This window comes from Hymenobacter sp. 102 (assembly GCF_049949205.1).
Lineage (GTDB): Bacteria > Bacteroidota > Bacteroidia > Cytophagales > Hymenobacteraceae > Hymenobacter.
In genome coordinates this window covers 1,880,723-1,904,421 of the sequence record NZ_CP188172.1, presented here as the reverse complement: position 1 = coordinate 1,904,421, position 23,699 = coordinate 1,880,723, and the positions used below count along the sequence as shown (strand labels likewise).

Genomic DNA, 23,699 nt, shown 5'->3' with positions numbered 1-23,699 from the left:
ATCTGGTAGCTTGCCGAAACCGGTTCGTTCATCCGGTGCTTTCCCCGTAGCCAAGTTCCCGCCCGTGCAGCCCTCCGTACCCGTTCAAACCGCGCCGCGCGCGGCACTTTCCCGCACCTCTCTGCTGGTAGCGGCGTGCTCCACTATCATTGAGTGGTACGATTTCACGCTATGTCTGTACTTCGCCACGGTGTTGTCGCGGGTGTTTTTCGGGGCAGGAACGGCGTCGCTGCTGACGGCTCTGGGCGGCTTTGCCGTATCGTACCTGATGCGGCCGTTGGGAGCAGTATTCTTCGGGCACATCGGCGACCGGCACGGCCGTCGGCGGATGATGCTGCTTTCCATGGCCCTGATGACGGGTGCCATGCTGGCGACGGCGCTGCTGCCTACCCGTGCGCAGCTGGGTGGGCTGGCGGGCTGGTTGCTGTTGCTGCTGCGCTGTCTGATGGCGTTTTCGGTGGGCGGAGAATATACCGGCGTGGTGGCGTATCTGCTGGAAGGGGCCCGGCCGGGTCGTCGCGGGTTCGTCACGTCGTTGGCGGCGGCGGCCAGTGAGGTGGGGGCATTGCTGGCGGTGGGCGTCTGCGCATTGCTGGTAGCGGCGCTGCCTGCCGCCGCCGTCGATACCTGGGGCTGGCGGCTGCCTTTTCTGCTGGGAGCGGCCTTGGCGGGCGGCGTGTGGCTGGCCCGGTCCACCATGCAGGAGTCGCCGGATTTTGAGCGGCAGCAGGAGGCGGGCACTGTGCCCACCGCGCCGCTGCGCTACACGTTGCGCCACCACCGGCCCGCTATTCTGCGCACATTCAGCATTTCAGCACTAGGCTCCATCACCTACTATGTGGGCATTACCTACGTGCCCACCTTTCTGGCCACTACCGGGCAGCGGCCGGAAAGCGAGGCGCTGGGGCTCTCCACCATTGCCGCGGTGGTAGTGGTGCTGGTAACGCCGGTGGTTGGGGCCCTGTCCGACCGGTGGGGACGCAAGCCTGTGCTGGCTGTGCTGGCCGGATTCAGCGCCTTGTTACCCATCACCCTGTTTTCGCTGATGCGCGGGGGTAGCTCCTGGCAGGCAGTGGGTGGGGCAGTAGCCCTGGCCGCAGTGGCGGGCGGCGTCAGTGCCGTAGGGGCCGCCGCCACCGCCGAGCAGTTTCCCGGCGAAGGCCGCCTGAGCGGGCTGGCGCTGGGAGCCACGGCCGCCACGGCCGTTTTCGGTGGCCTCACGCCCTTCCTGGCCGAGCTGCTGATTGCCCGCACCGGCTGGCCGTTGGTGCCCGGAGCCATGATTGCTCTGGTGGGGCTGCTGGTACTGCCGGTGGTGCTCACCATGCCCGAAACGGCATTCAGCGACCAGCCGAAGCAATAGCCAGCGTGGTGCAGTGGGCCGCTTCCGGCATCGTGCTAGGTCGGGGCGCAACGGCGCGGCGGGCACTGAAAACACAAAACCCCGATTCTGCGGCAGAATCGGGGTTTTGTTGTACTAAAGTGGTCACGTAAGGAGTCGAACCTTAAACCTTCTGATTCGTAGTCAGATGCTCTATCCAATTGAGCTACGCAACCATTTTTTACCGTTTCGGGAGCGTTTCTCCGTTTTGGTTGTGCAAAGATAGAGGGGAAAAACCGGGCGGTGCAAGCCGGCTGCAAAAAAAACTGCTCAAATTCCGGGCGAAAGGATACAAGGTGCTGAAATTCAGCTGAAATTTTTTTGCTCTTTTTCAGCCCCTGTGGCCAATGCCCGCTTCAGAGCCTGGGTAAACAGGAAGTATAGTCCGAACAACGATACCGCCATCAGCACTACTACCAGCACCTTACCAGCGGTACCCGTATCGGGGTCCTGAATCAGCTGCAACACATCCTGAGCCTTGGTGCCCAGCCAATAAAAGAACAGGGTACGGGGTAGCATTCCTACCACCGACGCTGTGAGGAACTGCCGCTTCGGCACACCCACCACCGCCAGAATAAAAGTAATGAGGGCAAACGGCAGCACCGGCGACAGGCGCGTGAGCAAGACCAGCCGCCAACTGTCGCGGCGCAGTTCCTGCATAATGGCGTGGGCCTTGGGAAACCGCTCCAGCAGGCTGGTGAGCTTGCCCTGATCCAGGGAATGAGCAATCAGGTAGCCCCCGTAGGCCGCCAGCATATAAGTAAGTAGCATCCCGGCAAAACCTGGCCAGCCAAAGAAAAACGCCGTTACCAGCACTACCATGGTGGTGTGGGTAAGGGAGAGCGTCATGGTGAGGGCCACTACTACGAAGTACAGCAGCATCTGCAAGGCCGAGGGATGCACGAGCCACTGCTGGTTTTCGTGGAGCGTCCAGGTCAGCACACTGTCGCCCACCAGCGGCAGCACGGTAAGCAGCACCAGCGAAATCAGGGTGGATTTGTTCTGGGCGAAAAGCTCTTGGAAGAAGGACATAAGCAGAAGCAAAGGAACCGGCAGAAACAGGCGGGCCCGAAGGTAACAACGTAACTATGGCCCGGAAGGCTACGCTCAGTCAATCACCACCAAAACTTACTGCCAAAACCCCGCTACCTTTGCCCGTCCAAACGCGTACCGCCCAACTCCACTACCGCTTCGACGCTCTGCAATATGAAATTCGGAACCAAAGCCATCCATGCCGGCGTGCACCCCGACCCCACTACCGGGGCCATTATGACGCCCATCTACCAGACCTCAACCTACGTGCAACGCTCCCCCGGCGACCACAAAGGCTTTGAGTACTCGCGTACCCACAACCCCACCCGCACGCAGCTGCAGGACGCGCTGGCGGCCCTGGATAATGGCAAGCACGGCCTGGCATTTGCCACTGGTATGGCGGCCATCGACTGTATCGTGAAGCTGCTGCAGCCCGGCGACGAGGTTATCAGCACCAACGACCTGTACGGCGGCTCTTACCGCCTCTTTACGAAAGTGTATGCCGCCTACGGCATCAAATTCCACTTCGTGCCTATGCACGATATGACGGCCGTAGAAGCTGCCGTAACCGAGCGTACCAAGCTGATTTGGGTGGAAACGCCCACCAATCCGCTGCTCAACGTGATTGATATTGCCGCCGCCTCGGCCGTGGCCAAGAAGGCCGGGGCTCTGCTGGTGGTAGATAACACGTTCAGCACGCCTTACCTGCAAACTCCGCTGGAGCTGGGTGCCGATATGGTGATGTACTCGCTCACCAAGTACATGGGCGGCCACTCCGACGTGGTGATGGGGGCCGTAGTGGTAAACGACGACGAACTGCACCAGCGCCTGAGCTTCTACCAGAACGCCTGCGGTGGCACACCCGGCCCCCAGGACTGCTTCCTGGTGCTGCGCGGCCTTAAAACCCTGCACGTGCGCATGCAGCGCCACTGCGAAAACGGCCGCAAAGTGGCCGAGTACCTGAAGGCTCACCCCAAAGTGGAGAAAGTGTACTGGCCCGGCTTCCCGGACCACCCCAACCACGCCGTGGCGGCCCGGCAGATGCGCGACTTTGGCGGCATGATTTCCTTTGTGCTGCAGGGCGACCGGAAAGAGGACGCCATTGCCTGCCTGGAGAAATTCCAGCTGTTCTCCCTGGCCGAAAGCCTAGGCGGTGTGGAAAGCCTCTCGGGCCACCCCGCCACCATGACGCACGCCAGCATCCCGGCCGAGGAGCGCCGTAAAGCGGGCCTGTCTGATTCATTGATTCGTCTGAGTGTGGGGATTGAGGATGCCGAAGACCTGATTGAGGACCTGAAGCAGGCTATTGGCTAAGCCGCTGACAAAGTGCTGCAAATGCACAACGCCCCCGTAAACGAACAGTTGCGGGGGCGTTGTGCGTTGATGATGTATGGCTCGAAGCGGGCCAATCTGCGGGTAGCTTCCTGCCGTATGTGCCCGCGTTAACTCGTTACTGATGCTGCTTCATTTTCGATGTGTCTGGTTGCTGCTTCTGGTGCTGGCCGGCTGTACCGAACCGACTTCCGCACCCGCACCCAGCCCGGCTCCGCCCGCTCCCGTTCCTACCGCTCCGGCTGGCACGGTAAGCTACCTGGCCCTGGGCGACTCGTACACCATTGGGCAGAGCGTGCCGGCCACCGACCGGTGGGGCGTGCAGCTGGCCCAACTGGCCCAGGCAGAAGGTGTGCAAACCCCCGACATCATTGCCCAAACCGGCTGGACTACCGGGGAGCTGCAGCAGGCCATTGCAGCGGCCAACGTACAGAAAACCTACGGGCTGGTGTCGTTGATGATTGGGGTAAACAACCAGTACCGGGGCCTGCCGCTGGCTACGTACCGCACCGAGTTTCGGCAGCTGCTGCAAACGGCCATTGGGTTTGCCGGCGGCCGGTCCCGGCGCGTATTCGTGCTGTCCATTCCCGACTGGGGGCAGACTCCGGTCGGGCGCAGCTACTCCCAGACCCGCATCAGCACGGAAATCGACCAGTTCAATGCTGTGGCCCGCGAAGAATGTTCAAGAGTGACGGTAGAGTTTGTGGACATCACCGACCTGACTCGTAACACCAGGTCCGACCCCGCTCAGTTTGCGCCGGACGGCTTGCACTACTCCGGCTTGCATATGAGCCAATGGGCCAATCGGGCACTGCCGGTAGTGCGGTTGCTGCTGAAATAAGCACCCCCGCACTTTATCTCTCCGGGGCCGATGCTGCCGCACATTATGTGTACGGTGAGTAGTTGTGCTGCCCCCCAGTCTGGCTGATATGCGCGGTAGGAGGCTTCCCGGTTTCACATAATTGTTGGGGCAACAAACAAAACCGTCTGCTGGCTGTAGTACTCGCACTTATCCCGGAGGCCACTGGCTTCGGGGGCGTTTTTATTTTTGCCGCGTGAAACATTACCTCTCAGCCGCTCTTGCTTTGCAGGCAAACCGGCTGACAACTGCCCGCTTTGCCTCCGTCACCTCCGCTCAGCCCGTTTGCGGGCCAGGTGCAGGGTGCTGTTGCTGTTGTTGAAAGTAGCTTTTGGCAGGGTGCGACTACCCAGGCCGTTTTCACTATAGTTAAGTTTTCTTCTGAGCTGAACGCTACCAGCCAAGCCGCTGCGTGGTGCGTATGCGGGCTAAGGGCCCCCGGGAAGAAGCTTGCCTTCTTGTTTACTGACTTGTAGCTGCCAGCCAGCGGCCGGGCTTCTCCGTGGTGAAGGTCCGGCTGGAGCAGCGCGCCGAATGTTGTGCGTTGGGCCTGCTGCCCGGCCCTGTGCGGGCGAAGCAGGGATTGTTTTCTCTTTTTTCTTTTTGCGTATGAATCATCTATTCTCCCCTCAGTTAGGGTTGGTAACGGCGTTGTCGTTGACTAGCTTGGCCGCCGTTGCTCAGAATATCAGCGTATCGGGGCGCGTAACCAATGCCGCTGGTGAAGGCCAGCCCGGCGTAACGGTACTGGAACGCGGCACCAGCAACGGCACCAGCACCGATGCCGACGGCCGTTACCGGCTGGAAGTGGCGCCCACCGCCACGCTGGTTTTCTCCGCCATCGGGGCTACCACCCAGCAGCTGCCCCTTAGCGGCCGCACCAGCCTGGATGTGCGCCTGCAGGACAACGAAACTACCCTGAACGAAGTGGTAGTAACCGGCTCCCGGGCCACCGAAGGGCGCTCCAACATCCTGACTACTTCGCCCGTCGATGTGATTTCGGCTCGGGAAATCAAGGCCTACGCCCAAACGGATGTCACCCAGATCCTGACTTATATTGCTCCGTCGTTCCAAAGTACGCGCCAGACGGTAACCGACGGAACCGACTTTGTGGACCCGGCCACCCTGCGCGGCCTTGGGCCCGACCAGGTGCTGGTGCTGGTGAACGGCAAGCGCCGGCACACCTCGGCCCTGGTGAACATCAACGGCACCCCCGGCCGCGGTTCGGTGGGTACGGATATGAACGTCATCCCGCCGGCCGCCATCAAGCGCATAGAGGTGCTGCGCGAAGGTGCGGCCGCCCAGTACGGCTCCGACGCCATTGCCGGCGTCATCAATATTCAGCTTAAGGACGACACCACCGGCGTGCAAACCAGCAGCACCGTGGGCCAGACGGTGGAAGGCGACGGAGAGTTGTTTCAGGCCGATGCCAATGCCGGCTTCGGGCTGGGGCGCAGGGGCTTTATAGATGTGAGTGGGCAGTTCAGCAACCGCTCTTTTGTAGACCGTAGCCGCCCCGATACGGCCCCGCTGATTTACCTGGGCAGCAACGGCAACTATCCCAGCGGCCTTTCCGACCAGCAGAAGCGCGACCTGAAAGCCCAGGATGATGCCCTGGTGGCCCAGCGCGGCTTCAACCGCCGCAATATCCGGGTGGGTAGCTCCGACGTGCGCACCTACGGGGGCTTCGTGAATGCCGCCTACACGGTGGCACCCGCTCTCAACATGGAGGTGTATGCGGCTGGCGGCCTTACCCGTCGCACCGGCCGGGCCGGAGCTCTTTACCGCCTGCCCAACCAGGCCACCCAGAGCGACCTGACGATTTACCCCAACGGTTACCTGCCCTTCATCAACAGCACCGTGGATGATGCCTCTCTAATTACCGGCATCCGGGGCACGGTGCTGGGCTTCGCGGCCGATTTGAGCAACACCTACGGCCGCAACAGCCTGCGCTACGACGTCACGAACACGCTCAACGCTTCCTTGCCCCAGGGCACCAGCCCCACGGATTTTTACGCCGGTACGCTCACTTTCCAGCAGAACACGGTGAACCTGGGCTTCTCGCGCAAGTTTACCAGCGTGCCCGCCCTGAGTACCCTGAATGTGGCCTTCGGGGGCGAATTTCGCACCGATATGTTTGAAATTGAAGCCGGAGAAGAAGGGTCTTATCTGGCCGGTACCCGCACCGTGAACGGGGCCCGCGCCGCCTTCGGTTCCCAGGGCTTCCCCGGCTACACCCCCCGCGACGCCACCGACCGCACCCGCACCAACGTGGCCGGTTACGTGGACCTGGAGAGTGACATCACCGAAAAACTGCTGGTGAGCGTGGCCGGCCGGGCCGAGCGGTATTCTGATTTCGGCAACAACGTGAGCGGTAAGCTGGCCGCCCGCTACAGCATTCTGCCCGACCTGGCCGTGCGCGGCAACCTGGGCAATGGCTTCCGGGCCCCCTCCCTGCAGCAGCGCTACTTCACCAACTCCAGCACCCAGTTTACCAGCGGGGAGTTGCGCGAGGTGCTCACCACCAACAACGACGACCCTCTGACTCGTGCCTTCGGCATCGGCTCCCTGAAGCAGGAGAAATCGAAGAACTACAGCCTGGGCCTCACGGCGCGGGTGCTCCGCACGATTACCCTAACAGTGGACGCCTACCAGATTGACATCCGGGACCGAATTGTGCTCAGCAGCCAGTTCAACCGCAGCAACGCCGCCGTCAACCAGATTCTGGGCACGCTGCCGGTGCAGGGCATCCAGTTTTTCGCCAACGCCGTGAACACCCGCACCCGGGGTTTGGATATTGTGGCTAATGAGCGCCTGCAGCTAGGGCCCGACAGCCGCCTGACCCTCACGGCGGCGGCCAACTTCAACGAAACCACCGTGCGCCGTTTCAACAGCTCGGCTTTTATTGACGCTAACCCCAGCCTGCAGAATACACTGTTTGACCGGGCCCAGCGGGCCCGCCTCGAAAACGGCCAGCCCCGCAGCAAAATCAACCTCAGCGCCGACTACGGCTACAAAATCTTCAGCGTGAACCTGCGCACCGTGCGCTTCGGGGAAATCCAGACCAAGGATGCCAACCCCGACCGTTCCTTCATCGACCAGACCTTCTCGGCCAAGTGGGTGACGGATTTGGTGCTCAGCGCCCAGGTGCTCAAGAATGTAGGCGTGAGCATCGGGGTCAACAACCTGTTCAACGTCTATCCGGACCGGCTCTACCAGGACCCCAACAACAACGAGCAAAGCCTAACCTATTCCACGCTGGATGCTACCAACCGGGGCCGCTTCCCGTACAGCTCCAACCAGTTCGGCTACAGCGGCGCCTTTTATTTCGGCCGCGTAAACGTGTCGTTCTAATGGTTCAACGGCTTTTGAGCTGAATACAAGACGGCCGGCTTCCTGCACAGGGAGCCGGCCGTTTTGTATTCGATAGTATCGGGGCTATTTGTGGAGCAAGCTGAAACCCTACTTCCCGCCTGCTGTGGAGTTGCTGTCCAAAATTTTCAGCAGCTCGTTGAGTTTGGGCGTCAGGATGATTTCGGTGCGGCGGTTCAGGGCTTTGTTCTGGGGCGAGTCGTTGGAGGCTACGGGCACGTACTGGCTGCGGCCCGAGGCCGTCACGCGCTCCGGTGCTACGCCGCCCGTGGTGAGCAGGCGGGCAATTTCGGTGGCGCGCAGCACGCTCAGGTCCCAGTTGTCCTGCATGGCCCCGGCCGGGCGGCTGAAGGGTACGTTATCGGTGTGGCCTTCCACTACTACGTTCACGTCGGGCTGCTGCTGGAGCACCGTGGCCAGCTGCTTCAGCGCTTCCTGGCCTTTGGGGTCTACTTTCGTGGAGCCTGATTTGAACAGGAGCTGCTCCGAAAGGGACACGTACACCTTGCCGTCCTTCATCTTTACCTGCAGGTCGGTGCCCTGGAAGCCGCGCAGGGCGTTGCTCACGCTGGCTTTGAGGGCATCTACGGCCCGGTCTTTCTCCGCCAGGGCTTTTTGCAGCTCGGCCAGCTTGGCTTCCCGGGCCGTGAGGTCGGCAGTGAGTTTGTCGATGTCGGCGCGGCTCTTGCGCAGGTTGGTATCCAGCTCGCCCAGCTCGGCCTCACGGCGGGCCAGGTCCTTGGCTACTTTGTTGTAGTCGGCCGATTTATCGGCCATGGCGCGGTCGGAGTTCTTCAGCAGCTTATCGTAGCTGTCGGTGAGCTGGGTGTTGAGTTGGCGGGTGCGGCGTAGGTTGCGGCCGGTTTCGGTAGAATCGTCTACCAGACGGCGGGTTTCCAGGCGCAGCTGGGCCAGCTCATCCGAAGATTTTTTCAATTCCGTCACGGCTTTGCGGTATTGCTGCTCCGCCTCGGTTTTGGCTTGTTCGGTGGCAGTCTGGCGGGCTTTCAGGTCGTCGTATTTTTTGGAGGCTACGCAGCCGGGCAGGGCAGAGGCGGCCAGCAGCGCGCAGAAAGCAAAAGCGGGAAAGTGTTTCACGGCAGAAAGGAATCAGGAGAGACAAGCGGAAATACCGGCTAGATGGCTGTAGCGGCTTCCGGGCGGCAAGGTAAGGCCCCGGCGGCGGATGTGCTACCGGTAGCTGCCGGGGCGGCCATTACGTAAACGGCTGGTTCCGCATCCTTTTCCAACGTCTTCCCTCATGGCTTCCATCCTCGACTCCCTGCCCGCCGAAACGGCCGCATTGCTGGACTACCAGTGCCATACCTTCCCGAAAGAGCAGCTGCACCAGCCCGGCCCCGACTTTCTGGACCGGTGCTTTGTGCCCGGCAACCGCACTCCGCAGGTGCTGCGCAGCCTGGGCCAGCTCTACAACCACGGCCGTTTGGCCGGCACCGGCTACCTGAGCATTCTGCCCGTCGACCAAGGTATTGAGCACACGGCCGGGGCCTCGTTTGGGCCAAACCCCCTGTACTTCGACCCCGAAAATATCATCAAACTGGCCGTGGAAGGGGGCTGCAATGCGGTGGCTACCACATTTGGTACCTTCGGAACGGTGGCGCGGCGCTACGCCCACAAAATCCCGTTTCTGGTCAAAATCAACCACAACGAGCTGCTGACTTATCCCAATAAATACGACCAGATTCTGTTTGGCTCGGTGGAGGAGGCCTGGAACCTGGGAGCCACGGCGGTGGGTGCCACCATTTACTTTGGCTCCGAGGAGTCGGGCCGGCAGATTCAGGAGGTGTCGGCGGCGTTTGAGCGGGCCCACGAGCTGGGGATGGCCACGGTGCTGTGGTGCTACCTGCGCAACAACGCCTTTAAAACCGCCGATAAGGATTTCCACGTTGCCGCTGACCTCACCGGGCAGGCCAACCACCTCGGCGTTACCATCGGGGCCGACATTATCAAGCAGAAGCTCCCGGAAAACAACGGCGGCTTCTCAACCCTGAAGTTCGGCAAAACTCACCCGGCCATGTACGAGCAGCTCAGCACCGATAACCCCATCGACCTGACGCGCTACCAGGTGGCCAACTGCTACATGGGGCGCATCGGCCTTATCAACTCCGGCGGCGAAAGCCTGGGCGCCGGCGACCGGGACGCGGCCATCCGCACAGCCATAATTAACAAGCGCGCCGGTGGGCAGGGCCTTATTTCGGGCCGAAAAGCCTTCCAGCGGCCCTTCGCAGAAGGTGTTGACTTGCTGCACGCCATTCAGGACGTATACCTGGATGAGCGGATTACACTGGCGTAGCCTTCTAGAACAGAACAGAACAGAACAGAACAGAACAGAACGTCATGCAGAGTTGAAGGCGAAGCATCTCGCGTGCTGAGGTCGTCAAACTATCTGTCATGCTGTGCATGTGGTGCATCAAGCCAGGGGCCGAAGCATCTCTCCCGCTTCGTTGAAATTACTACTGCAACCTCAGCACGCGAGATTCATCGACTTCGCTCGGAATGACGGTCCGCCTTGTCCTCCGTCAATTGTTCTCTCGTCACCTCATTTCCCCATCACTATCTTTACCTTTCGCACTGTTGGATTCTGCCGTAACTTGCACCTCGGCAGTGAAAGCTGTGCGTCAGTTGCAGCCTGCAGGCACTCCTCTCTATTGACTCAAGCACCCCCTCTCGATATGTCATCTTGGTTTAAGCGCAAAGAAAAAGGCATTGTAACGCCCACGGAGCAGAAAAAAGAGACGCCCGACGGCCTCTGGTACAAATGCCCCGAGTGCAAAACGGTGGCTACCATGGCCGAGCACAAGCGCCTGCTGTCCACCTGCGGCAACTGCGGCCACCACGACCGGATTGACGCTGCCGACTACTTCGACTTTCTCTTCGATAACCACCAGTACCAGGAGCTGGACGCTGATATGCACTCGGCCGACCCCCTGCACTTTGTGGATACCAAAGCTTACCCCCAGCGCGTGGCCGCCACGGAGCGCAGCACCGGCCTGAAAGATGCCGTGCGCTCGGCCCACGGCCAGATGAACGGCCTGGGGCTGGTGGTAGCCGCTATGGATTTCAAATTTATTGGGGGCTCGATGGGCTCGGTAGTGGGGGAGAAAATTGCCCGGGCCATTGATTACGCCCGCCAGAACCGGTTGCCTTTCCTGATGATTTCGCGCTCTGGAGGGGCCCGTATGATGGAGGCTGGCTATTCGCTGATGCAGATGGCCAAAACCTCAGCCAAGCTGGCGCTGCTTTCCGAAGCCGGCCTGCCCTACATTTCCCTGCTCACCGACCCGACCACGGGTGGCGTAACGGCCTCTTTCGCCATGCTCGGCGACTTTAACATAGCCGAGCCGGGAGCCTTGATTGGCTTCGCCGGCCCCCGCGTTATCAAGGAAACAATAGGTAAAGACTTGCCCAAAGGCTTCCAGAGTGCTGAGTTTGTGCTGGAGCACGGCTTCCTCGATTTTATCGTGGACCGGAAAGAGCTAAAGAATAAACTCACCGAGCTGCTGACGATGCTGAAGCCCGTGGAAGTGGCTGCTAATGAGCCGGCTACCGTAACTGAGTAAAATGGAGTTGCCGATACCAAAAAAATCGGCAAGCTTTTTGGCTATAGCCCGTTAAATGCGTGTCCGGCGCGTTTAACGGGCTTTTTGCTTTGCCTGACCCGCAGTATTTTTTCTTTTACCCCGTGGCATAGCCTTCTGGCTATATTTGCCGAACATTTTTAGTCCAACCGCAGTAAGAACCTGCAAAACCAATCAAACTGCTCTTTTCTCACCACCAAGTTTTTCTCTTCCTATGACTTCTCGCAATTCGCTTCTAACGCTGCTGATGGCCTTCGTGCTCTTCGTAAGCTCCTGCGCCACTACCCGCAACCCCAATATCCCGGAAGCACCCAATGGCTCCGGTCCGCGCAAGACGGGTATGAGCAAAACCGCTAAAGGCGGTATCATCGGGGCCGGTGGCGGTGCCGTAGTAGGCGGCGTACTGGGCCGCGTAATTGGTGGTAAAAACGGTACGGCCGCCGGTGCAATTATCGGGGCTGCCGTGGGCGGTACCGGTGGAGCCCTGATCGGCCGGAAAATGGATAAACAGGCGGAGGAGTTGCAGCGCGACATGCAGAATGCCAAAGTGGAGCGCGTAGGCGAGGGTATTAAAATCACCTTCGACTCGGGCATCCTCTTTGATACCAACAAAAGCGACCTGCGCGCTGCCTCGATGACCGAAATCCAGAAAATGGCTGAGGTGCTGAAAAAGTACCCCGACACCAACGTGCTGATTGAGGGCCATACCGACAACACGGGTTCGGACGCCATCAACCAGCCGCTGTCGGAGCGTCGGGCCCAGGCCGTGGCGAACTACACTACCTCGCAGGGCGTTGATGCGGCCCGCATCACCACGCAAGGCTACGGCTCCAGCCAGCCCATTGCCGATAACACCACCATGGAGGGCAAACAGGCTAACCGCCGCGTAGAAATTGCCATTTTTGCCAACGAAAAAATGAAGAAGGCTGCTGAGAAAGGCACGCTGTAATTCAGACCCATCTTGCAGATCAAAAAGCCACTTCCCTGGAAGTGGCTTTTTTGTGCGCTACAAAGGCCGCCGGTAGTTGATTTACCGGAAACCGGAACTGTTTGCGGTACTAAATTCTGGCGGTTTAACTGCCTGAGCATAAGAGTGGAAAACGCCCCGGGAGAGCCAGGGGCGCGGGCTTCCGGGTGCAGGTAAGAAGTATTTTGATAATTTTCCGACAGCAGAACCGTTTTTGGCAAGGTGGTTGCAAATCTGAGGTAGGAAAGGCAGTAACCTCCTCCCGTTTGCTTGTGATACTGATCCTTTTTGCTGCTTTTCTCTTTACTTCACACCAACACACTAACCTCCCCCAAACCTCATGAAGAACCTTCGTTCATTATTTGCCCTGATGCTGGCTGTACTGCTGCTGAGCAGCAACTATGCCGAGGCGCAAACCACCACTACCAAGAAACCCTGGAGCAAAACCGCTAAAGGTGCCGTCATTGGCGGCCTGGGCGGGGCGGCCGGTGGTGCCGTGCTGGGCCGCGTAATTGGTGGCAAGTCGGGCACGGCTAAGGGGGCTATTATTGGTGCCGCCGTGGGTGGTGGTGCCGGTGCCCTCATTGGCCGCCGCATGGATAAGCAGGCCGCCGAACTGAAAAGGGAAATGGCCGGCGCTAAAGTAGAGCGCGTAGGCGAGGGTATCAAAATCACCTTTGACTCGGGTCTGCTGTTCGCCAAGAACTCGTCGGCTCTGACGGCTACTGCCCAGGACAACATTAAGGAGCTGGCTAAAACCCTCATCAAGTACGGCGACACCAACGTAATTGTAGAAGGCCACACCGACTCCAGCGGCAACGATGCTATCAACAACCCTCTGTCGCAGCGCCGGGCCCAGGCCGTGGCGAACTATACCCAGCAGCAGGGCGTAGATGCCTCGCGCTTCACGGTAACCGGCTACGGTTCCAGCCAGCCTATTGCCGATAACTCGACGGAAGCTGGCCGTGTGGCGAACCGCCGCGTTGAAGTGGCCATTTTCGCCAACGAGAAGCTGAAGAAGGCTGCTGAGAAAGGCACTATCTAAGCTCGAAGCGAGTAGTTTTTCAGGCGGCCCCGTCACCAGTTTGGTGGCGGGGCCGTACTGTTTGGAGTGCTTCTGTACCCGTGCCCTATGCCCGTCACCTACACTTCCTCGCCAACCGCCAAAACCCAGGAAAACCACGTTATCCTGAATCAGTTTTATCCCTCACTGACGCTGGATAAGCCCCGCCGCTCACCCATGCGGGAGCTGATTTCCACGGTTCTGTCGCACCGCACCACCCACGCCGATGAGGAACTGGCCTACGACCGGATGCTGGAAGCCTTCGGCGACTGGGCTGGAGTGCTGGCTGCGCCTACTGCGGAGGTGGCCCACGCCATCCGAACCACCCGCTGGCCCGACACGCAGGCCCCGCGTATTCAGGAAATTCTGCGCCGTATCAAAGCGGAGCGGGGGGAGTTTAGCCTGGATTTTCTGGCCGAATGGCCAACCGAACAAGCCATGCACTGGCTAAACGATATGCCGGGCATCGGTTTGAAAACGGCCTCGTTAGTACTGCTTTTCAACTTTCACAAACCCGTGCTGCCCGTTGATACGCACGTACACCGCATAGCTCAGCGAGTGGGCATGATCGGGCCTACGGTATCAGTAGAAAAAGCCCACCATGTACTGCTGGAGCAGCTACCGAAAGATGCTCTTACGCTGCTAAACTTCCATAAACACAACTACTGGCATGGGCAGAAAGTCTGCTTCTACGCCAAGCCCGACTGTGCCCGCTGCCCCCTGAAAGGATTCTGTAATTACTACCAGGAACACTTCGGCCCAGCCACGGCGGCGGACCTGGCAGCCACACCCATGCACTGGGATGAGAGGTGGGGTAAACTGCCGCATTAATCTTTTTGCTGTTAGCTGATGGCGGTTAGCTGTTAGCTTTGGGGCGGCATTGCTGCTAACAGCTAACCGCCATCAGCTAACAGCTCAGAAAATGCGCTTCGTAAATCATCCGGTTCTGTGTAATTACTACGTCACGTACCGGTGCAATGCCAAGTGCTCCTTTTGCGACATTTGGGAGAAACCTTCGCCCTACATCACTCTGGCCGATGTGGAGCAGAACCTGCGCGACCTGCAGCGCCTGGGCGTGTCGGTGATAGATTTTACGGGCGGTGAGCCGCTGCTGCACCGCCAGATTCATGAGTTTGTGGGGCTGGCCCACGACATGGGCTTTATCACCACGCTCACCACCAACTGCCTGCTCTACCCTAAATATGCCGAGCGGCTGCGGGGCAAAGTGGATATGCTGCACTTCTCCCTGGATGCCTCCGAGAAGGAAGTACACGATAAGGGCCGGGGCGTGGCCTGCTTTGATTTCGTGCTGGAAAGCATCCGCGTAGCGCGGGAGCTGGGCGAGCGGCCGGATATCCTGTTTACCGTGTTCCGCGCAAACCTGGCCGACCTGGAAAAAGTGTACCGGGAAATCACGCAGCCTAATAAGCTGATGTTGATTCTGAACCCGGCCTTTGAGTACAACTCCGTAGAAACCGGGGAGCAGCTTACGGCGGAGGAATTGGATTACCTGTCGGCTTTTGGGAAGCGGCCGGGCGTGTACTTGAACGAGGCTTTTATCCAGCTCCGCCGCGACGGGGGGAACCACGTGGCCGCGCCCGTATGCCGGGCCGCCAGCACGACGCTGGTTATTTCGCCCAGCAACGAGTTGGTGCTGCCCTGCTACCACCTGGGCGAGCAGAAATTCCCGATTGATGGCCGCCTGCACGAGCTGTATAATTCCTCTCCGGTGCAGCAGTTGGCGGCACTGGAGGGCCGGCTGCCCCAGTGCGAAGGCTGCACCATCAACTGTTATATGCAGCCCAGCTTTGCCGTGGAAACCAGTAAATACTTCTGGCAGGCGCTGCCCAGCACCCTCAAGTATAACTGGGAGAAAGGCACTTGGAAACGCATGCTGGCCCGTTAAATCCTTTCACCACATACCAACTCTCCCATGCCCGCCCTCATTCTTCCCGTGCAGGATAACTACCCGCAATTCGGGCCTGACTGCTTTCTGGCTGATAATGCTACTGTAGTGGGCGACGTGACGCTGGGCCGGGGCTGCACCGTGTGGTTTCAGGCCGTAGTGCGCGGCGACGTCAACAGCATCCGCGTAGGCGACGAGACAAACATTCAGGACGGGGCCGTGATTCACTGCACTTACCTGAAAGCAGCCACCGTCATTGGCTCCCGGGTCAGCATCGGACACAAAGCCATCGTGCACGGCTGCACCGTGGAGGACGACGTGCTCATCGGTATGGGAGCCATTGTGATGGATCGGGCGGTGGTGGGCGCGGGCTGCATTATCGCCGCCGGAGCCGTGGTGCTCGAAGGCACTCAGTGCGAGCCAGGCTATCTGTACGCCGGTATTCCGGCTCGTAAAATCAAGCCGGTGAGCGAGGAGCAGCGTGCCAATATGCGCCAGACGGCCGCCAACTACCAGATGTACGCCGGCTGGTTTCAGCAGTAGCCACGCCCCGGCGTAGATGCCGCCCCAAAAGAACGCCCCGCTCTGCCAGAAACTTGGCGGAGCGGGGCGTTCTTTTGGGGGAAGGCCGGGATTAAAGCGTCAGGGCCTCATCGGTATCTTCTACGCGCTCCTCAGTGTTGGTCACCCGAATCTGCACCAGCTCCACGGCGCGACCGGAGCGCTTCAGCACCCGGAACTCGTAGTTATCAAGTACAGCCACGTCGCCGACCTCCGGGATGTTGCCGTACAGCACGTTCAGCAGGCCGCCCACGCTTTCGTAGTCGTCACCCTCAGGCAAAGGGTAGGGCAGGTACTCGTTGGCGTCGGAAATAGGTGTGGCCGTATCCACGCGGTATTCATTTTCCGCCACCTTTTCCACCACGGGCACCTCATTGTCATACTCATCCTGGATTTCGCCTACCAGCTCTTCTACAATATCCTCCATGGTCACGATGCCCGATACCCCACCGAACTCATCGGATACGATGGCCATGTGCATGTGCTTGCGCTGAAACTGGCGCATCAGCCGGTTGATTTTTTTGGTTTCCGGCACAAAATAAGCCGGGCGCATGATGCGGGCCACTTCAATGGGCTCCTGCCGACGAATAATCTGCAGCAGGTCTTTCACGTAGAGCACGCCCACGATGTTATCAATGTTGCCTTCGTACACCGGAATCCGCGAGAAACCCTCGTTGTACACGGTTTCCAGCACGGCATCCTGGGGCGTATTCACGTCGATGGCCGAGAGCTTGGTGCGCGGCACCATAATCTGCTTCACCATCCGGTCATTGAATTCGAACACGTTTTCAATCAGCTCGTGCTCGGAGTCCTGAATCTCGCCGCTTTGCTTGCTCTGATCCAGCAGCACCCGGATTTCCTCCGACGTATGCGCTACCTCTCCGTGGATGGCGTGCACCCCGAACAGGGACAGCACCAAGTTGCTGAGGCGGTCAAGCAGCCAGATAAAAGGCCGCAGCACCCAGTACACGATTTTCAAAGGCCAGGCCACGGCCAGACTCACCATTTCGGAGCGTTGCAGGGCCAGCACCTTCGGAGCCTGCTCCCCAATAACGATGTGCAGGGTGGTGATGAAGGTGAAGGAAAGTCCGATGGATACCCAGTGCATCCACTCAGGGTCCAGCGTGAGGTTGAGCAGGCCCAGGGCTCCGCTGATTACTTTTTCGGCTACGCTTTCCCCAATCCAACCCAGCAGCAGCGAGGCCACCGTAATACCCAACTGGCAGGCAGATAGGTAGGCATTGAGGTTGTGCAGAATTTTCTGCGTCTCGCGCGCCAGCTTGTCGCCGTGCTGGGCCCGCAGGTCAATCTGTGAAGCCCTCACCTTAACTAGAGCAAACTCAGCTGCCACGAAAAAGCCGTTCAGCAACACCAGCAGAACGGTAAAAAGTATCTGTAAGCCCATAGATGCGGAAGCCGGACTCAACCGGTCGGCCTTCCTTTGTAAAGCAAAAATACGACATTCGGCGCAAGCGGTTGGAAAATACCTGCGTGCCACCCCCGAACGGCTCCGCCCGGAAGGCCCCAACGTGCAGCTTTGCCGGTGGAAAAACTACTTTCCGCCGTTAGCTGTTGCGGTTTCTCCCGACCTTTGCCTTGTCTTCGACCAGTTGTCGTTTTTTCTCTGTTTTCATGTTCCGGCATTCCTCCTTTCTGTATTCAATACTGCTGCTCCTTTTTTCGGTTGTTACGGCGGCCAACGCGCAGGTATTGCAGCCTACCAAGCTTTCCGTGGCCCTCAGCAAGCCCGCCGCCAAAGTAGGCGAGGAGCTGGACCTGATTGTAAATGCCCGCATCGACGATAAGTGGCACCTCTACGCCACCGACTTCGACCCTGATCTGGGACCCACTGTTTTCACCTTCACCTTCGCGAAGAGCCCGGCGTACGAGTTGGTGGGGGCCCCCAAATCCATCGGGGCCACCAAGCACTACGACGATATTTTCAAGGGCAACGTCACGTATTTTGAGAAAACCGGCCGCATTACCCAGCGCATCCGGGTGCTGCAGCCGGGCAGCCTCACCATCAAGGCCGAAACCGAGTTTCAGAGCTGCACCGACGTGGACGGCCGCTGCATCCCGGGTGAGGAAAGCCTGAGCTTCGGGCCTATTGAGGTAACCGGCACTGCGGCCACGCCAGCTACACCGGCCAAGGGCAGCACCGGCGCAGTTGTAACGCCCGCCGCCCCCGCCCCGGCAGCTACTGCAGCGGCTATGGCCACTGCGCCAGCCGATACGGCCACTCCTCTGATTACCACTGCCACGGCCGCCGCTGTAGTGCCGGATTCTGCCACGGCCGTTGCTGCGCCGGAGGAGGTTCCCGGCCGCGCGATGGGGGGCGCGGCTCTGGCGGCTACCACCGCAGCCGCTGGTGCCGAAGGAGCCGATGCCGGCCTGCTCTCCCTGGCCCTGATTGCTTTTATATCCGGCCTGAGCGGACTGCTGACGCCCTGCGTGTTTCCGCTTATTCCTATGACAGTTTCCATCTTCACGAAGGGCTCCGCCGACCGGCGTCAGGGAATTCTGAAAGCCTTGTTCTACGGTTTCAGCATCGTCTTCATTTACGTAGTGGTGGGCCTGCTCACCAGCGTACTGCTGGGGGCCGATGGCCTTAACCTGATCAGCACGCACTGGCTGCCTAATCTGATTTTCTTTGCCGTATTCGTGGTATTTGGGTTGTCATTCTTAGGGCTGTTTGAGATTACGCTGCCCCACGGTATGGTGAATAGAATTGACGCCCAGGCTGATAAAGGCGGGTGGGCCGGCGTGTTTTTCATGGCTCTTACTCTCGTGGTAGTATCGTTCAGCTGCACTGGCCCCATCGTCGGCTCCATTCTGGTAATGGCCGCGCAGGGCGGTGGCTTACGGCCGGTTATTGGTATGCTGGGTTTTTCCCTGGCCTTCGCGCTGCCGTTTATGCTTTTTGCGCTGTTCCCGACGTGGCTAAAAAGCTTGCCCAGCTCGGGTGGCTGGCTAAACACGGTGAAGGTGACCTTGGGCTTCGTGGAACTGATGCTGGCCCTGAAATTCCTGAGCATGGCCGACTTGGCCTACCATTGGAACCTGCTCCCCCGCGACCTGTACTTGGTCCTGTGGATTGCGCTGTCGGGGTTGCTGGGTGTGTACCTGCTGGGCCGCTTCAAGCTCTCCCACGATTCAGACCTGCCTCACCTGAGTGTGGGCCGGCTGCTGATGGCTGTGCTGGCGTTCAGCTTCATGACCTACCTGATTCCGGGCCTGTTTGGGGCACCGCTGCCGCTGCTGGCTGGCTACCTGCCGCCCCAGAGCCGCCAGGATTTCTCGCTGGCGACGGGGGCCGCTCCGGCCGTAGCCACCGCGCTGCCCAATGCCCAGTGCGAAGCCCCACGCTACGCCGATTTTCTGGAGCTGCCCCACGGCCTGTCGGGCTATTTTGATCTGGAGCAGGCCAAGCGCTGCGCCAAAGCGGCTAATAAGCCGTTGTTCATCGATTTCACTGGCCACGCCTGCGTAAACTGCCGCAAAATGGAAGCCACCGTGTGGAGCGACCCCCGAGTGCTCAAGCGCCTGCGCGAGGATTTTGTGGTGGTGGCCTTATACGTGGATGACAAACAGGAGCTCCCGCGCAATGAGTGGTACACCTCCGCCCACGATAACAAGCAGAAAACCACTCTCGGCAAAAAGAACGCCGACTTACAGCTCACGGGCTTCAACGTGAATGCCCAGCCCTACTACGTGCTGCTTGACCCTAACTCCCCCACCGATCTGGCCCACGTTCTGGCCACGCCGGTGGCGTATGAGGCGGACGCCGCGAAGTTTGTAGAGTTTCTGGATGCTGGCCTGGCCCGCTACCATCAGCAGGTAGCGGCCCGCTAACGAGTTGCCTATCAGTTCGTAAAAGCCCCATCTGAATTCTGGTTCAGGTGGGGCTTTTGGTTGTGGTAAATGGCCGGCTTCGTTGAGAGAAGTGCAACCAATCGAGAGCTTTTTTGCCTTTATACCGTGCAATTCTACTCGGAAACCCTGACCTTTGCGGCCGAAAAGATACTCTAGCGTAGAGTAGCGAATCCCGCGGAAGGCAACGAGATATGGCGGATACCCAAAAAAGAAAAGGCGGCACCCACCCAGATGCCGCCTCTCGATTCAGAACGTACCCACCCAGATACGTCCCGTTTTTCCTCCTCACATAATCCACCCTTTTTTTGTGCTGTAGAAGAAGGACTCGAACCTTCAAGGAGCAGTTAGCCGGCCGCCGGACCAGTTTTTCCCAAATCTCCACCCCCGAGAGAGGGGGGCGTGTCTGCCAGTTTCACCATTCTACAATATGAAAACAATCCGTTGCCGGTCGCGTTGGATTATGACAAATGTACTAGCTTGGTTGAAGTAATAAAATAATTTCAGACATTTGTATGAAAATTTACATACTTTCTAAAAAAGTAGAGTTTTCATTGAAATATAGATAATCAACACCCTGAAAAATGGCTCGTAATTACGAACTTGACGACACCGACCGGAAAATTCTGGCCCTGTTGATTGACGATGCAAAAATGCCCTACACGGAAATTGCCCGGAAGGTGCATGTTTCGGGCGGTACGGTGCACGTGCGCATGGCCCGACTGGAAGAGTTAGGCATTGTGCAAGGGGCTACCCTCAAGATAGACTACCAGAAGCTGGGCTATGGCGTGCGGGCTTTCCTGGGCATTTATCTGCAGAAGAGTTCCGTGTATGAAAGCGTGGTTACGGCGTTACGCCTGATTCCGGAAGTCGTGAGCATCGATTTTACTACCGGGGCCTACGGCATTTTTGCCCGCCTGATCTGTCGGGACACGAATCACCTGCGTGAAGTTCTGCACGAACAGATCCAGCTGATTGAAGGAATTGAGCGCACGGAAACACTTATTTCCTTGGAAGAGGCTTTCAACCGGCCCATTCAGCTGCAGGAAGTAGAGGAGGATACCAACTAAGCCGCCCGCCGCTGTAGGCTGATTTGTAGCGCCGTTATTCTCAGCTGGGAGTAACGGCTGCTATGTTTCTGCTCGGTACTGGCCGCCGCCACTGCCGGCAGAATAGGGCAGCGAAAAGGCAGGATTGTATTTTTCGGATGAAGTTGGATGGTGTGTTGGGCCTTGATTCACTGCTGGTTATATTTCGTGTACCCAACCAGAACCCCGGCACTTCTATGCGAACCTCCTGTGCGTTTCTTTTGCCGTTGGCATTACTGGCTCAGGTGAGCTGGGGGCAGAGTTTGCCGGCGGTGTACCTGAATGACCGTGACCAGGCTACGGTACCGGATAGCGCCACCCATTATCGGATAGTAGACCGTCGTAATGAGTTGCTGGGTACCTATGCCATGCGGGAATACTCGATATCGGGTACCTTATTGCTGAAGGGTACGCTCTCCGCCATTGATCCGCCCGTTCGCAACGGGCTGCTTACGTGGTACCACCCCGATGGGAGCCGGGCGGCCCAGGTTCATTACCATAATGACGAGGCTGATGGCCTGTACCTGGGCTGGTACGAGGACGGTAAAGTAAGCCAACGCGGTGACTACACGGATGGACAGCGCGTGGGCCGCTGGATTACGGTGCACCGCAACGGGCAGAAACGCTCGGAGGGCCGTTACAACGCCGGCCGGCCGGTAGGGGAGTGGCGCTATTACTACGACACCGGGGAGCTAAGTGCTATTGAAATGCCCGACCGGCAAGGTAAGCCGCTGGCGCTGGCGTTCTTTAACAAAGACGGTTCTCCTTACATGGGTCGGGTCCGGACGCGGGAGTTTCCGCAGTTTCCGGGTGGGGAGGTGGCCATGCTCAACTACATTGCTCGCAACACGGTGTACCCGCGCACCATTCGGCGCAAGGGTATCACCGGCAATGTGTACGTGAGCTACACGGTGGATGAGCAGGGCCGGGTAGGGCAGGTGCGGGTGGTGCAGGGCTTGGCTCCCGATGCCGATCTGGAAGCCCGGCGGGTGGTGGCTAGTCTGCCCGCGTTTGAGCCGGGCCGGGAATACAACCTGCCCACCGCCATGACATTCACTATTCCCATTCATTTTGCCCCCAACTTTTCCTTGATTTCCGGCGTGAAGCCGCCCCAGGTACCGCCCTCCGAGGCCCGGGCTGCTGCGCCCGACCCCGAAACTGAGTAGCCAACCCGGAAAAATTCGGAGAGGGGATTAAACCTCGGCCGTCGGCGTCCTTCTTACTGGCAAAAGCAACCCTCACTACACACATTTTGCCATGAAACGCTTTTCATTGTTTGCCCTTACCGCCTTGCTCTTCAGCCTGTCTGCCAGTGCGCAGGTAGCTTCCCCCCGCCACGACCAGGCCCGCATCCGGCAGGGAGTACGCTCCGGCCAGTTGACCCGCGCAGAAGCCGCCCGTGCGCAAAACCAGCAGCTACAGGCCGCCCAGGCCCGCCAGGGAGCCCGCGCCGATGGCGTGGTAACGCCGAAGGAGCGCCAGGTAGTACGCCGCGAAGAGCGCCAGGCCGACCGGGTGTTGTACCGGCAAAAGCACGACGGCCAGACCCGCGTAGTGCGCTAACCTCTGCTCCGAACTAATACGCTAGAACGCAAAAGCGCCCCGGTCTGCCAGCAGACCGGGGCGCTTTTGCGTATGACAGGGTAATGCTTAGGCTGTAACCTGCGCGTCCAGCTTCTGAGCCAGCACATGCTTCGGCACGGCACCAACCTGCTTGTCCACTACCTGGCCATTCTTAAACACCAGCAGCGTGGGGATGCTGCGGATGCCGAATTTGGCGGAAGTCTGGGGGTTGGAGTCAACGTCAACTTTGCCGATAACGGCTTTGCCTTCGTATTCGCCGGCCAGCTCTTCTACTACCGGGCCTACCATGCGGCAGGGGCCGCACCATTCGGCCCAAAAGTCTACCAGTACCGGCTTATCGGAGTTGATGATCTGGTCGAAGTTAGCATCGGTAATTTCGATGGCTTTATGTCCCATAATTGTAGGGTTTTTGATGAAATGAGTCTGTACGCTTGTCTGAGCACCTTGTACGTACAAGCGGGCCGCAAGGTAGCAGATTGCGTTCCAACAAGCAGCGCGCCGGAAAGTTCACTTCGGCCAGAGTGGCAGAAGTCTGGCTGAGTCAACGCAGTTGCCCGCTACTGCTGGCTCGGGCAAGGCCAACAATAGCGGGCGGTATTCGGCACACGGTATCAGGTTACGAGTGATAGGCCCGGGCGTACTCCTGCGCCCGGTTGCGTAGCTTATAAAACACATAGAGGTTGAAGAAGTGCATGCCACCCAGAATCAGAATGATGGTGCCGATTTTGATGCTGAGCGTTTCCACGCTGTCCTGGTAGCTGGTTACGGCCTCCGTGGTGCGCAGCGTGAGCGTAGCGTAGCCGATGTTGACCAGGTAAAAGCCCGTCAGCAACAGCTTGTTCACGGAGTCGGCCAGCTGCTCATTGCCGTGAAAAATATCGACCAGAAACAGCCGGCCGTTCTTGAACAGCGTGCGGGCCACCCAAATGGTCAGCAGCACCGTAACGGGCAAATACACTCCGTAAACCAGCAAATAGTAGTTCATGACGTTGAAGGGTTTGAGGGTGAAAAAAATGATAAGGTGAAAAGTGAATGGGGACAGGTAAAGGCGCTTGGCGGCAGGAGTTGGGGCGGTTTTGCTGATG

The 23,699-nt window shown here is 59.0% G+C and carries 20 protein-coding genes and 2 tRNA genes; 15 read left to right on the top strand and 7 right to left on the bottom strand.

The features are described 5' to 3' along the window. The first annotated feature begins 64 nt into the window (after nucleotides 1–64). Nucleotides 65–1,363 carry an MFS transporter gene (locus ACN19L_RS08165; protein ID WP_426493024.1) on the top strand — a complete coding sequence of 433 codons (1,299 nt, stop codon included), beginning with the start codon at nucleotides 65–67 and terminating at the stop codon, nucleotides 1,361–1,363. Nucleotides 1,364–1,483: 120 nt separating this feature from the next. On the opposite strand, the gene ACN19L_RS08160 is transcribed toward ACN19L_RS08165, so the two are convergent. Beyond that, nucleotides 1,484–1,557 (bottom strand) — tRNA-Arg (locus ACN19L_RS08160). Nucleotides 1,558–1,687: 130 nt separating this feature from the next. Then, a complete protein-coding gene (locus ACN19L_RS08155; RefSeq protein ID WP_426493023.1) occupies nucleotides 1,688–2,413 on the bottom strand; it encodes a TVP38/TMEM64 family protein in 726 nt (241 codons plus the stop codon). A gap of 174 nt (nucleotides 2,414–2,587) precedes the next feature. Here ACN19L_RS08155 and ACN19L_RS08150 point away from each other — a divergent pair, with 174 nt between their 5' ends. From ACN19L_RS08150 to ACN19L_RS08140, 3 genes are all read left to right on the top strand, one after another. Next, nucleotides 2,588–3,727, top strand: coding sequence for a cystathionine gamma-synthase (locus ACN19L_RS08150; protein ID WP_426493022.1), 1,140 nt, complete (start codon nucleotides 2,588–2,590; stop codon nucleotides 3,725–3,727). 142 nt (nucleotides 3,728–3,869) lie between these two features. Further along, complete coding sequence (locus ACN19L_RS08145; RefSeq protein ID WP_426493021.1) at nucleotides 3,870–4,586, top strand: SGNH/GDSL hydrolase family protein; 717 nt, start codon at nucleotides 3,870–3,872, stop codon at nucleotides 4,584–4,586. A gap of 627 nt (nucleotides 4,587–5,213) precedes the next feature. Beyond that, nucleotides 5,214–7,958, top strand: coding sequence for a TonB-dependent receptor (locus ACN19L_RS08140; protein ID WP_426493020.1), 2,745 nt, complete (start codon nucleotides 5,214–5,216; stop codon nucleotides 7,956–7,958). Nucleotides 7,959–8,066: 108 nt separating this feature from the next. Here ACN19L_RS08140 and ACN19L_RS08135 read toward each other — a convergent pair whose 3' ends face one another. Then, nucleotides 8,067–9,074 (bottom strand): OmpA family protein, encoded by a 1,008-nt coding sequence (locus ACN19L_RS08135; protein ID WP_426493019.1) that lies wholly within the window; start codon nucleotides 9,072–9,074, stop codon nucleotides 8,067–8,069. Nucleotides 9,075–9,237: 163 nt separating this feature from the next. Between ACN19L_RS08135 and ACN19L_RS08130 the strand changes: the two genes are divergently transcribed. From ACN19L_RS08130 to ACN19L_RS08100, 7 genes are all read left to right on the top strand, one after another. After that, nucleotides 9,238–10,290, top strand: coding sequence for a class I fructose-bisphosphate aldolase (locus tag ACN19L_RS08130; RefSeq protein WP_426493018.1), 1,053 nt, complete (start codon nucleotides 9,238–9,240; stop codon nucleotides 10,288–10,290). Between the two features lie 379 nt (nucleotides 10,291–10,669). Next, nucleotides 10,670–11,557, top strand: a complete 888-nt coding sequence (gene accD / locus ACN19L_RS08125; RefSeq protein ID WP_426493017.1) for an acetyl-CoA carboxylase, carboxyltransferase subunit beta — start codon at nucleotides 10,670–10,672, stop codon at nucleotides 11,555–11,557. Between the two features lie 232 nt (nucleotides 11,558–11,789). After that, on the top strand, nucleotides 11,790–12,524 hold the full coding sequence (locus ACN19L_RS08120; protein ID WP_426493016.1) for an OmpA family protein: 735 nt from the start codon (nucleotides 11,790–11,792) through the stop codon (nucleotides 12,522–12,524). Between the two features lie 358 nt (nucleotides 12,525–12,882). Beyond that, nucleotides 12,883–13,587 (top strand): OmpA family protein, encoded by a 705-nt coding sequence (locus tag ACN19L_RS08115; RefSeq protein ID WP_426493015.1) that lies wholly within the window; start codon nucleotides 12,883–12,885, stop codon nucleotides 13,585–13,587. Nucleotides 13,588–13,674: 87 nt separating this feature from the next. Next, nucleotides 13,675–14,436 carry an endonuclease III domain-containing protein gene (locus ACN19L_RS08110; protein ID WP_426493014.1) on the top strand — a complete coding sequence of 254 codons (762 nt, stop codon included), beginning with the start codon at nucleotides 13,675–13,677 and terminating at the stop codon, nucleotides 14,434–14,436. Between the two features lie 91 nt (nucleotides 14,437–14,527). After that, a complete protein-coding gene (locus tag ACN19L_RS08105) occupies nucleotides 14,528–15,511 on the top strand; it encodes a radical SAM protein (protein WP_426493013.1) in 984 nt (327 codons plus the stop codon). 27 nt (nucleotides 15,512–15,538) lie between these two features. Continuing rightward, nucleotides 15,539–16,054, top strand: coding sequence for a gamma carbonic anhydrase family protein (locus ACN19L_RS08100; protein WP_426493012.1), 516 nt, complete (start codon nucleotides 15,539–15,541; stop codon nucleotides 16,052–16,054). 91 nt (nucleotides 16,055–16,145) lie between these two features. Here the strand turns inward: ACN19L_RS08100 and ACN19L_RS08095 are convergent, their stop codons facing one another. After that, nucleotides 16,146–17,477, bottom strand: coding sequence for a hemolysin family protein (locus ACN19L_RS08095; protein WP_426493011.1), 1,332 nt, complete (start codon nucleotides 17,475–17,477; stop codon nucleotides 16,146–16,148). Nucleotides 17,478–17,704: 227 nt separating this feature from the next. Between ACN19L_RS08095 and ACN19L_RS08090 the strand changes: the two genes are divergently transcribed. Continuing rightward, nucleotides 17,705–19,924, top strand: a complete 2,220-nt coding sequence (locus tag ACN19L_RS08090; RefSeq protein ID WP_426493010.1) for a cytochrome c biogenesis protein CcdA — start codon at nucleotides 17,705–17,707, stop codon at nucleotides 19,922–19,924. A gap of 331 nt (nucleotides 19,925–20,255) precedes the next feature. Here ACN19L_RS08090 and ACN19L_RS08085 read toward each other — a convergent pair. Next, nucleotides 20,256–20,370: transfer RNA gene (locus tag ACN19L_RS08085), tRNA-Glu, on the bottom strand. A gap of 156 nt (nucleotides 20,371–20,526) precedes the next feature. Between ACN19L_RS08085 and ACN19L_RS08080 the strand changes: the two genes are divergently transcribed. The 3 genes from ACN19L_RS08080 to ACN19L_RS08070 all read left to right on the top strand — a co-directional run bounded on the left by ACN19L_RS08080 (nucleotide 20,527) and on the right by ACN19L_RS08070 (nucleotide 22,593). Further along, entirely contained in the window at nucleotides 20,527–21,012 is a 486-nt protein-coding gene (locus ACN19L_RS08080) for an AsnC family transcriptional regulator (RefSeq protein WP_426493009.1), read from the top strand. A 245-nt stretch (nucleotides 21,013–21,257) separates the two neighbouring features. Further along, nucleotides 21,258–22,196, top strand: a complete 939-nt coding sequence (locus tag ACN19L_RS08075) for a TonB family protein (RefSeq protein WP_426493008.1) — start codon at nucleotides 21,258–21,260, stop codon at nucleotides 22,194–22,196. A 91-nt stretch (nucleotides 22,197–22,287) separates the two neighbouring features. Further along, nucleotides 22,288–22,593, top strand: a complete 306-nt coding sequence (locus ACN19L_RS08070; RefSeq protein ID WP_426493007.1) for a hypothetical protein — start codon at nucleotides 22,288–22,290, stop codon at nucleotides 22,591–22,593. 87 nt (nucleotides 22,594–22,680) lie between these two features. On the opposite strand, the gene trxA is transcribed toward ACN19L_RS08070, so the two are convergent. After that, entirely contained in the window at nucleotides 22,681–23,010 is a 330-nt protein-coding gene (trxA, locus tag ACN19L_RS08065; protein WP_044003005.1) for a thioredoxin, read from the bottom strand. A 220-nt stretch (nucleotides 23,011–23,230) separates the two neighbouring features. Continuing rightward, nucleotides 23,231–23,599, bottom strand: a complete 369-nt coding sequence (locus ACN19L_RS08060; RefSeq protein WP_125428044.1) for a hypothetical protein — start codon at nucleotides 23,597–23,599, stop codon at nucleotides 23,231–23,233. Nucleotides 23,600–23,699 lie beyond the last annotated feature (100 nt).

What these genes read in the sequence shown, in the direction of transcription:
- ACN19L_RS08115 (WP_426493015.1), top strand. Translation starts at nt 12,883, where the DNA reads ATGAAGAACCTTCGTTCATTATTTGCCCTGATGCTGGCTGTACTGCTG.
- ACN19L_RS08070 (WP_426493007.1), top strand. Translation starts at nt 22,288, where the DNA reads ATGAAACGCTTTTCATTGTTTGCCCTTACCGCCTTGCTCTTCAGCCTG.
- ACN19L_RS08090 (WP_426493010.1), top strand. Translation starts at nt 17,705, where the DNA reads ATGTTCCGGCATTCCTCCTTTCTGTATTCAATACTGCTGCTCCTTTTT.
- ACN19L_RS08060 (WP_125428044.1), bottom strand. Translation starts at nt 23,599, where the DNA reads ATGAACTACTATTTGCTGGTTTACGGAGTGTATTTGCCCGTTACGGTG.
- ACN19L_RS08140 (WP_426493020.1), top strand. Translation starts at nt 5,214, where the DNA reads ATGAATCATCTATTCTCCCCTCAGTTAGGGTTGGTAACGGCGTTGTCG.
- ACN19L_RS08100 (WP_426493012.1), top strand. Translation starts at nt 15,539, where the DNA reads ATGCCCGCCCTCATTCTTCCCGTGCAGGATAACTACCCGCAATTCGGG.
- ACN19L_RS08145 (WP_426493021.1), top strand. Translation starts at nt 3,870, where the DNA reads ATGCTGCTTCATTTTCGATGTGTCTGGTTGCTGCTTCTGGTGCTGGCC.
- ACN19L_RS08130 (WP_426493018.1), top strand. Translation starts at nt 9,238, where the DNA reads ATGGCTTCCATCCTCGACTCCCTGCCCGCCGAAACGGCCGCATTGCTG.
- ACN19L_RS08105 (WP_426493013.1), top strand. Translation starts at nt 14,528, where the DNA reads ATGCGCTTCGTAAATCATCCGGTTCTGTGTAATTACTACGTCACGTAC.
- ACN19L_RS08080 (WP_426493009.1), top strand. Translation starts at nt 20,527, where the DNA reads ATGGCTCGTAATTACGAACTTGACGACACCGACCGGAAAATTCTGGCC.
- ACN19L_RS08110 (WP_426493014.1), top strand. Translation starts at nt 13,675, where the DNA reads ATGCCCGTCACCTACACTTCCTCGCCAACCGCCAAAACCCAGGAAAAC.
- ACN19L_RS08155 (WP_426493023.1), bottom strand. Translation starts at nt 2,413, where the DNA reads ATGTCCTTCTTCCAAGAGCTTTTCGCCCAGAACAAATCCACCCTGATT.
- ACN19L_RS08120 (WP_426493016.1), top strand. Translation starts at nt 11,790, where the DNA reads ATGACTTCTCGCAATTCGCTTCTAACGCTGCTGATGGCCTTCGTGCTC.
- trxA (WP_044003005.1), bottom strand. Translation starts at nt 23,010, where the DNA reads ATGGGACATAAAGCCATCGAAATTACCGATGCTAACTTCGACCAGATC.
- ACN19L_RS08150 (WP_426493022.1), top strand. Translation starts at nt 2,588, where the DNA reads ATGAAATTCGGAACCAAAGCCATCCATGCCGGCGTGCACCCCGACCCC.
- accD (WP_426493017.1), top strand. Translation starts at nt 10,670, where the DNA reads ATGTCATCTTGGTTTAAGCGCAAAGAAAAAGGCATTGTAACGCCCACG.
- ACN19L_RS08095 (WP_426493011.1), bottom strand. Translation starts at nt 17,477, where the DNA reads ATGGGCTTACAGATACTTTTTACCGTTCTGCTGGTGTTGCTGAACGGC.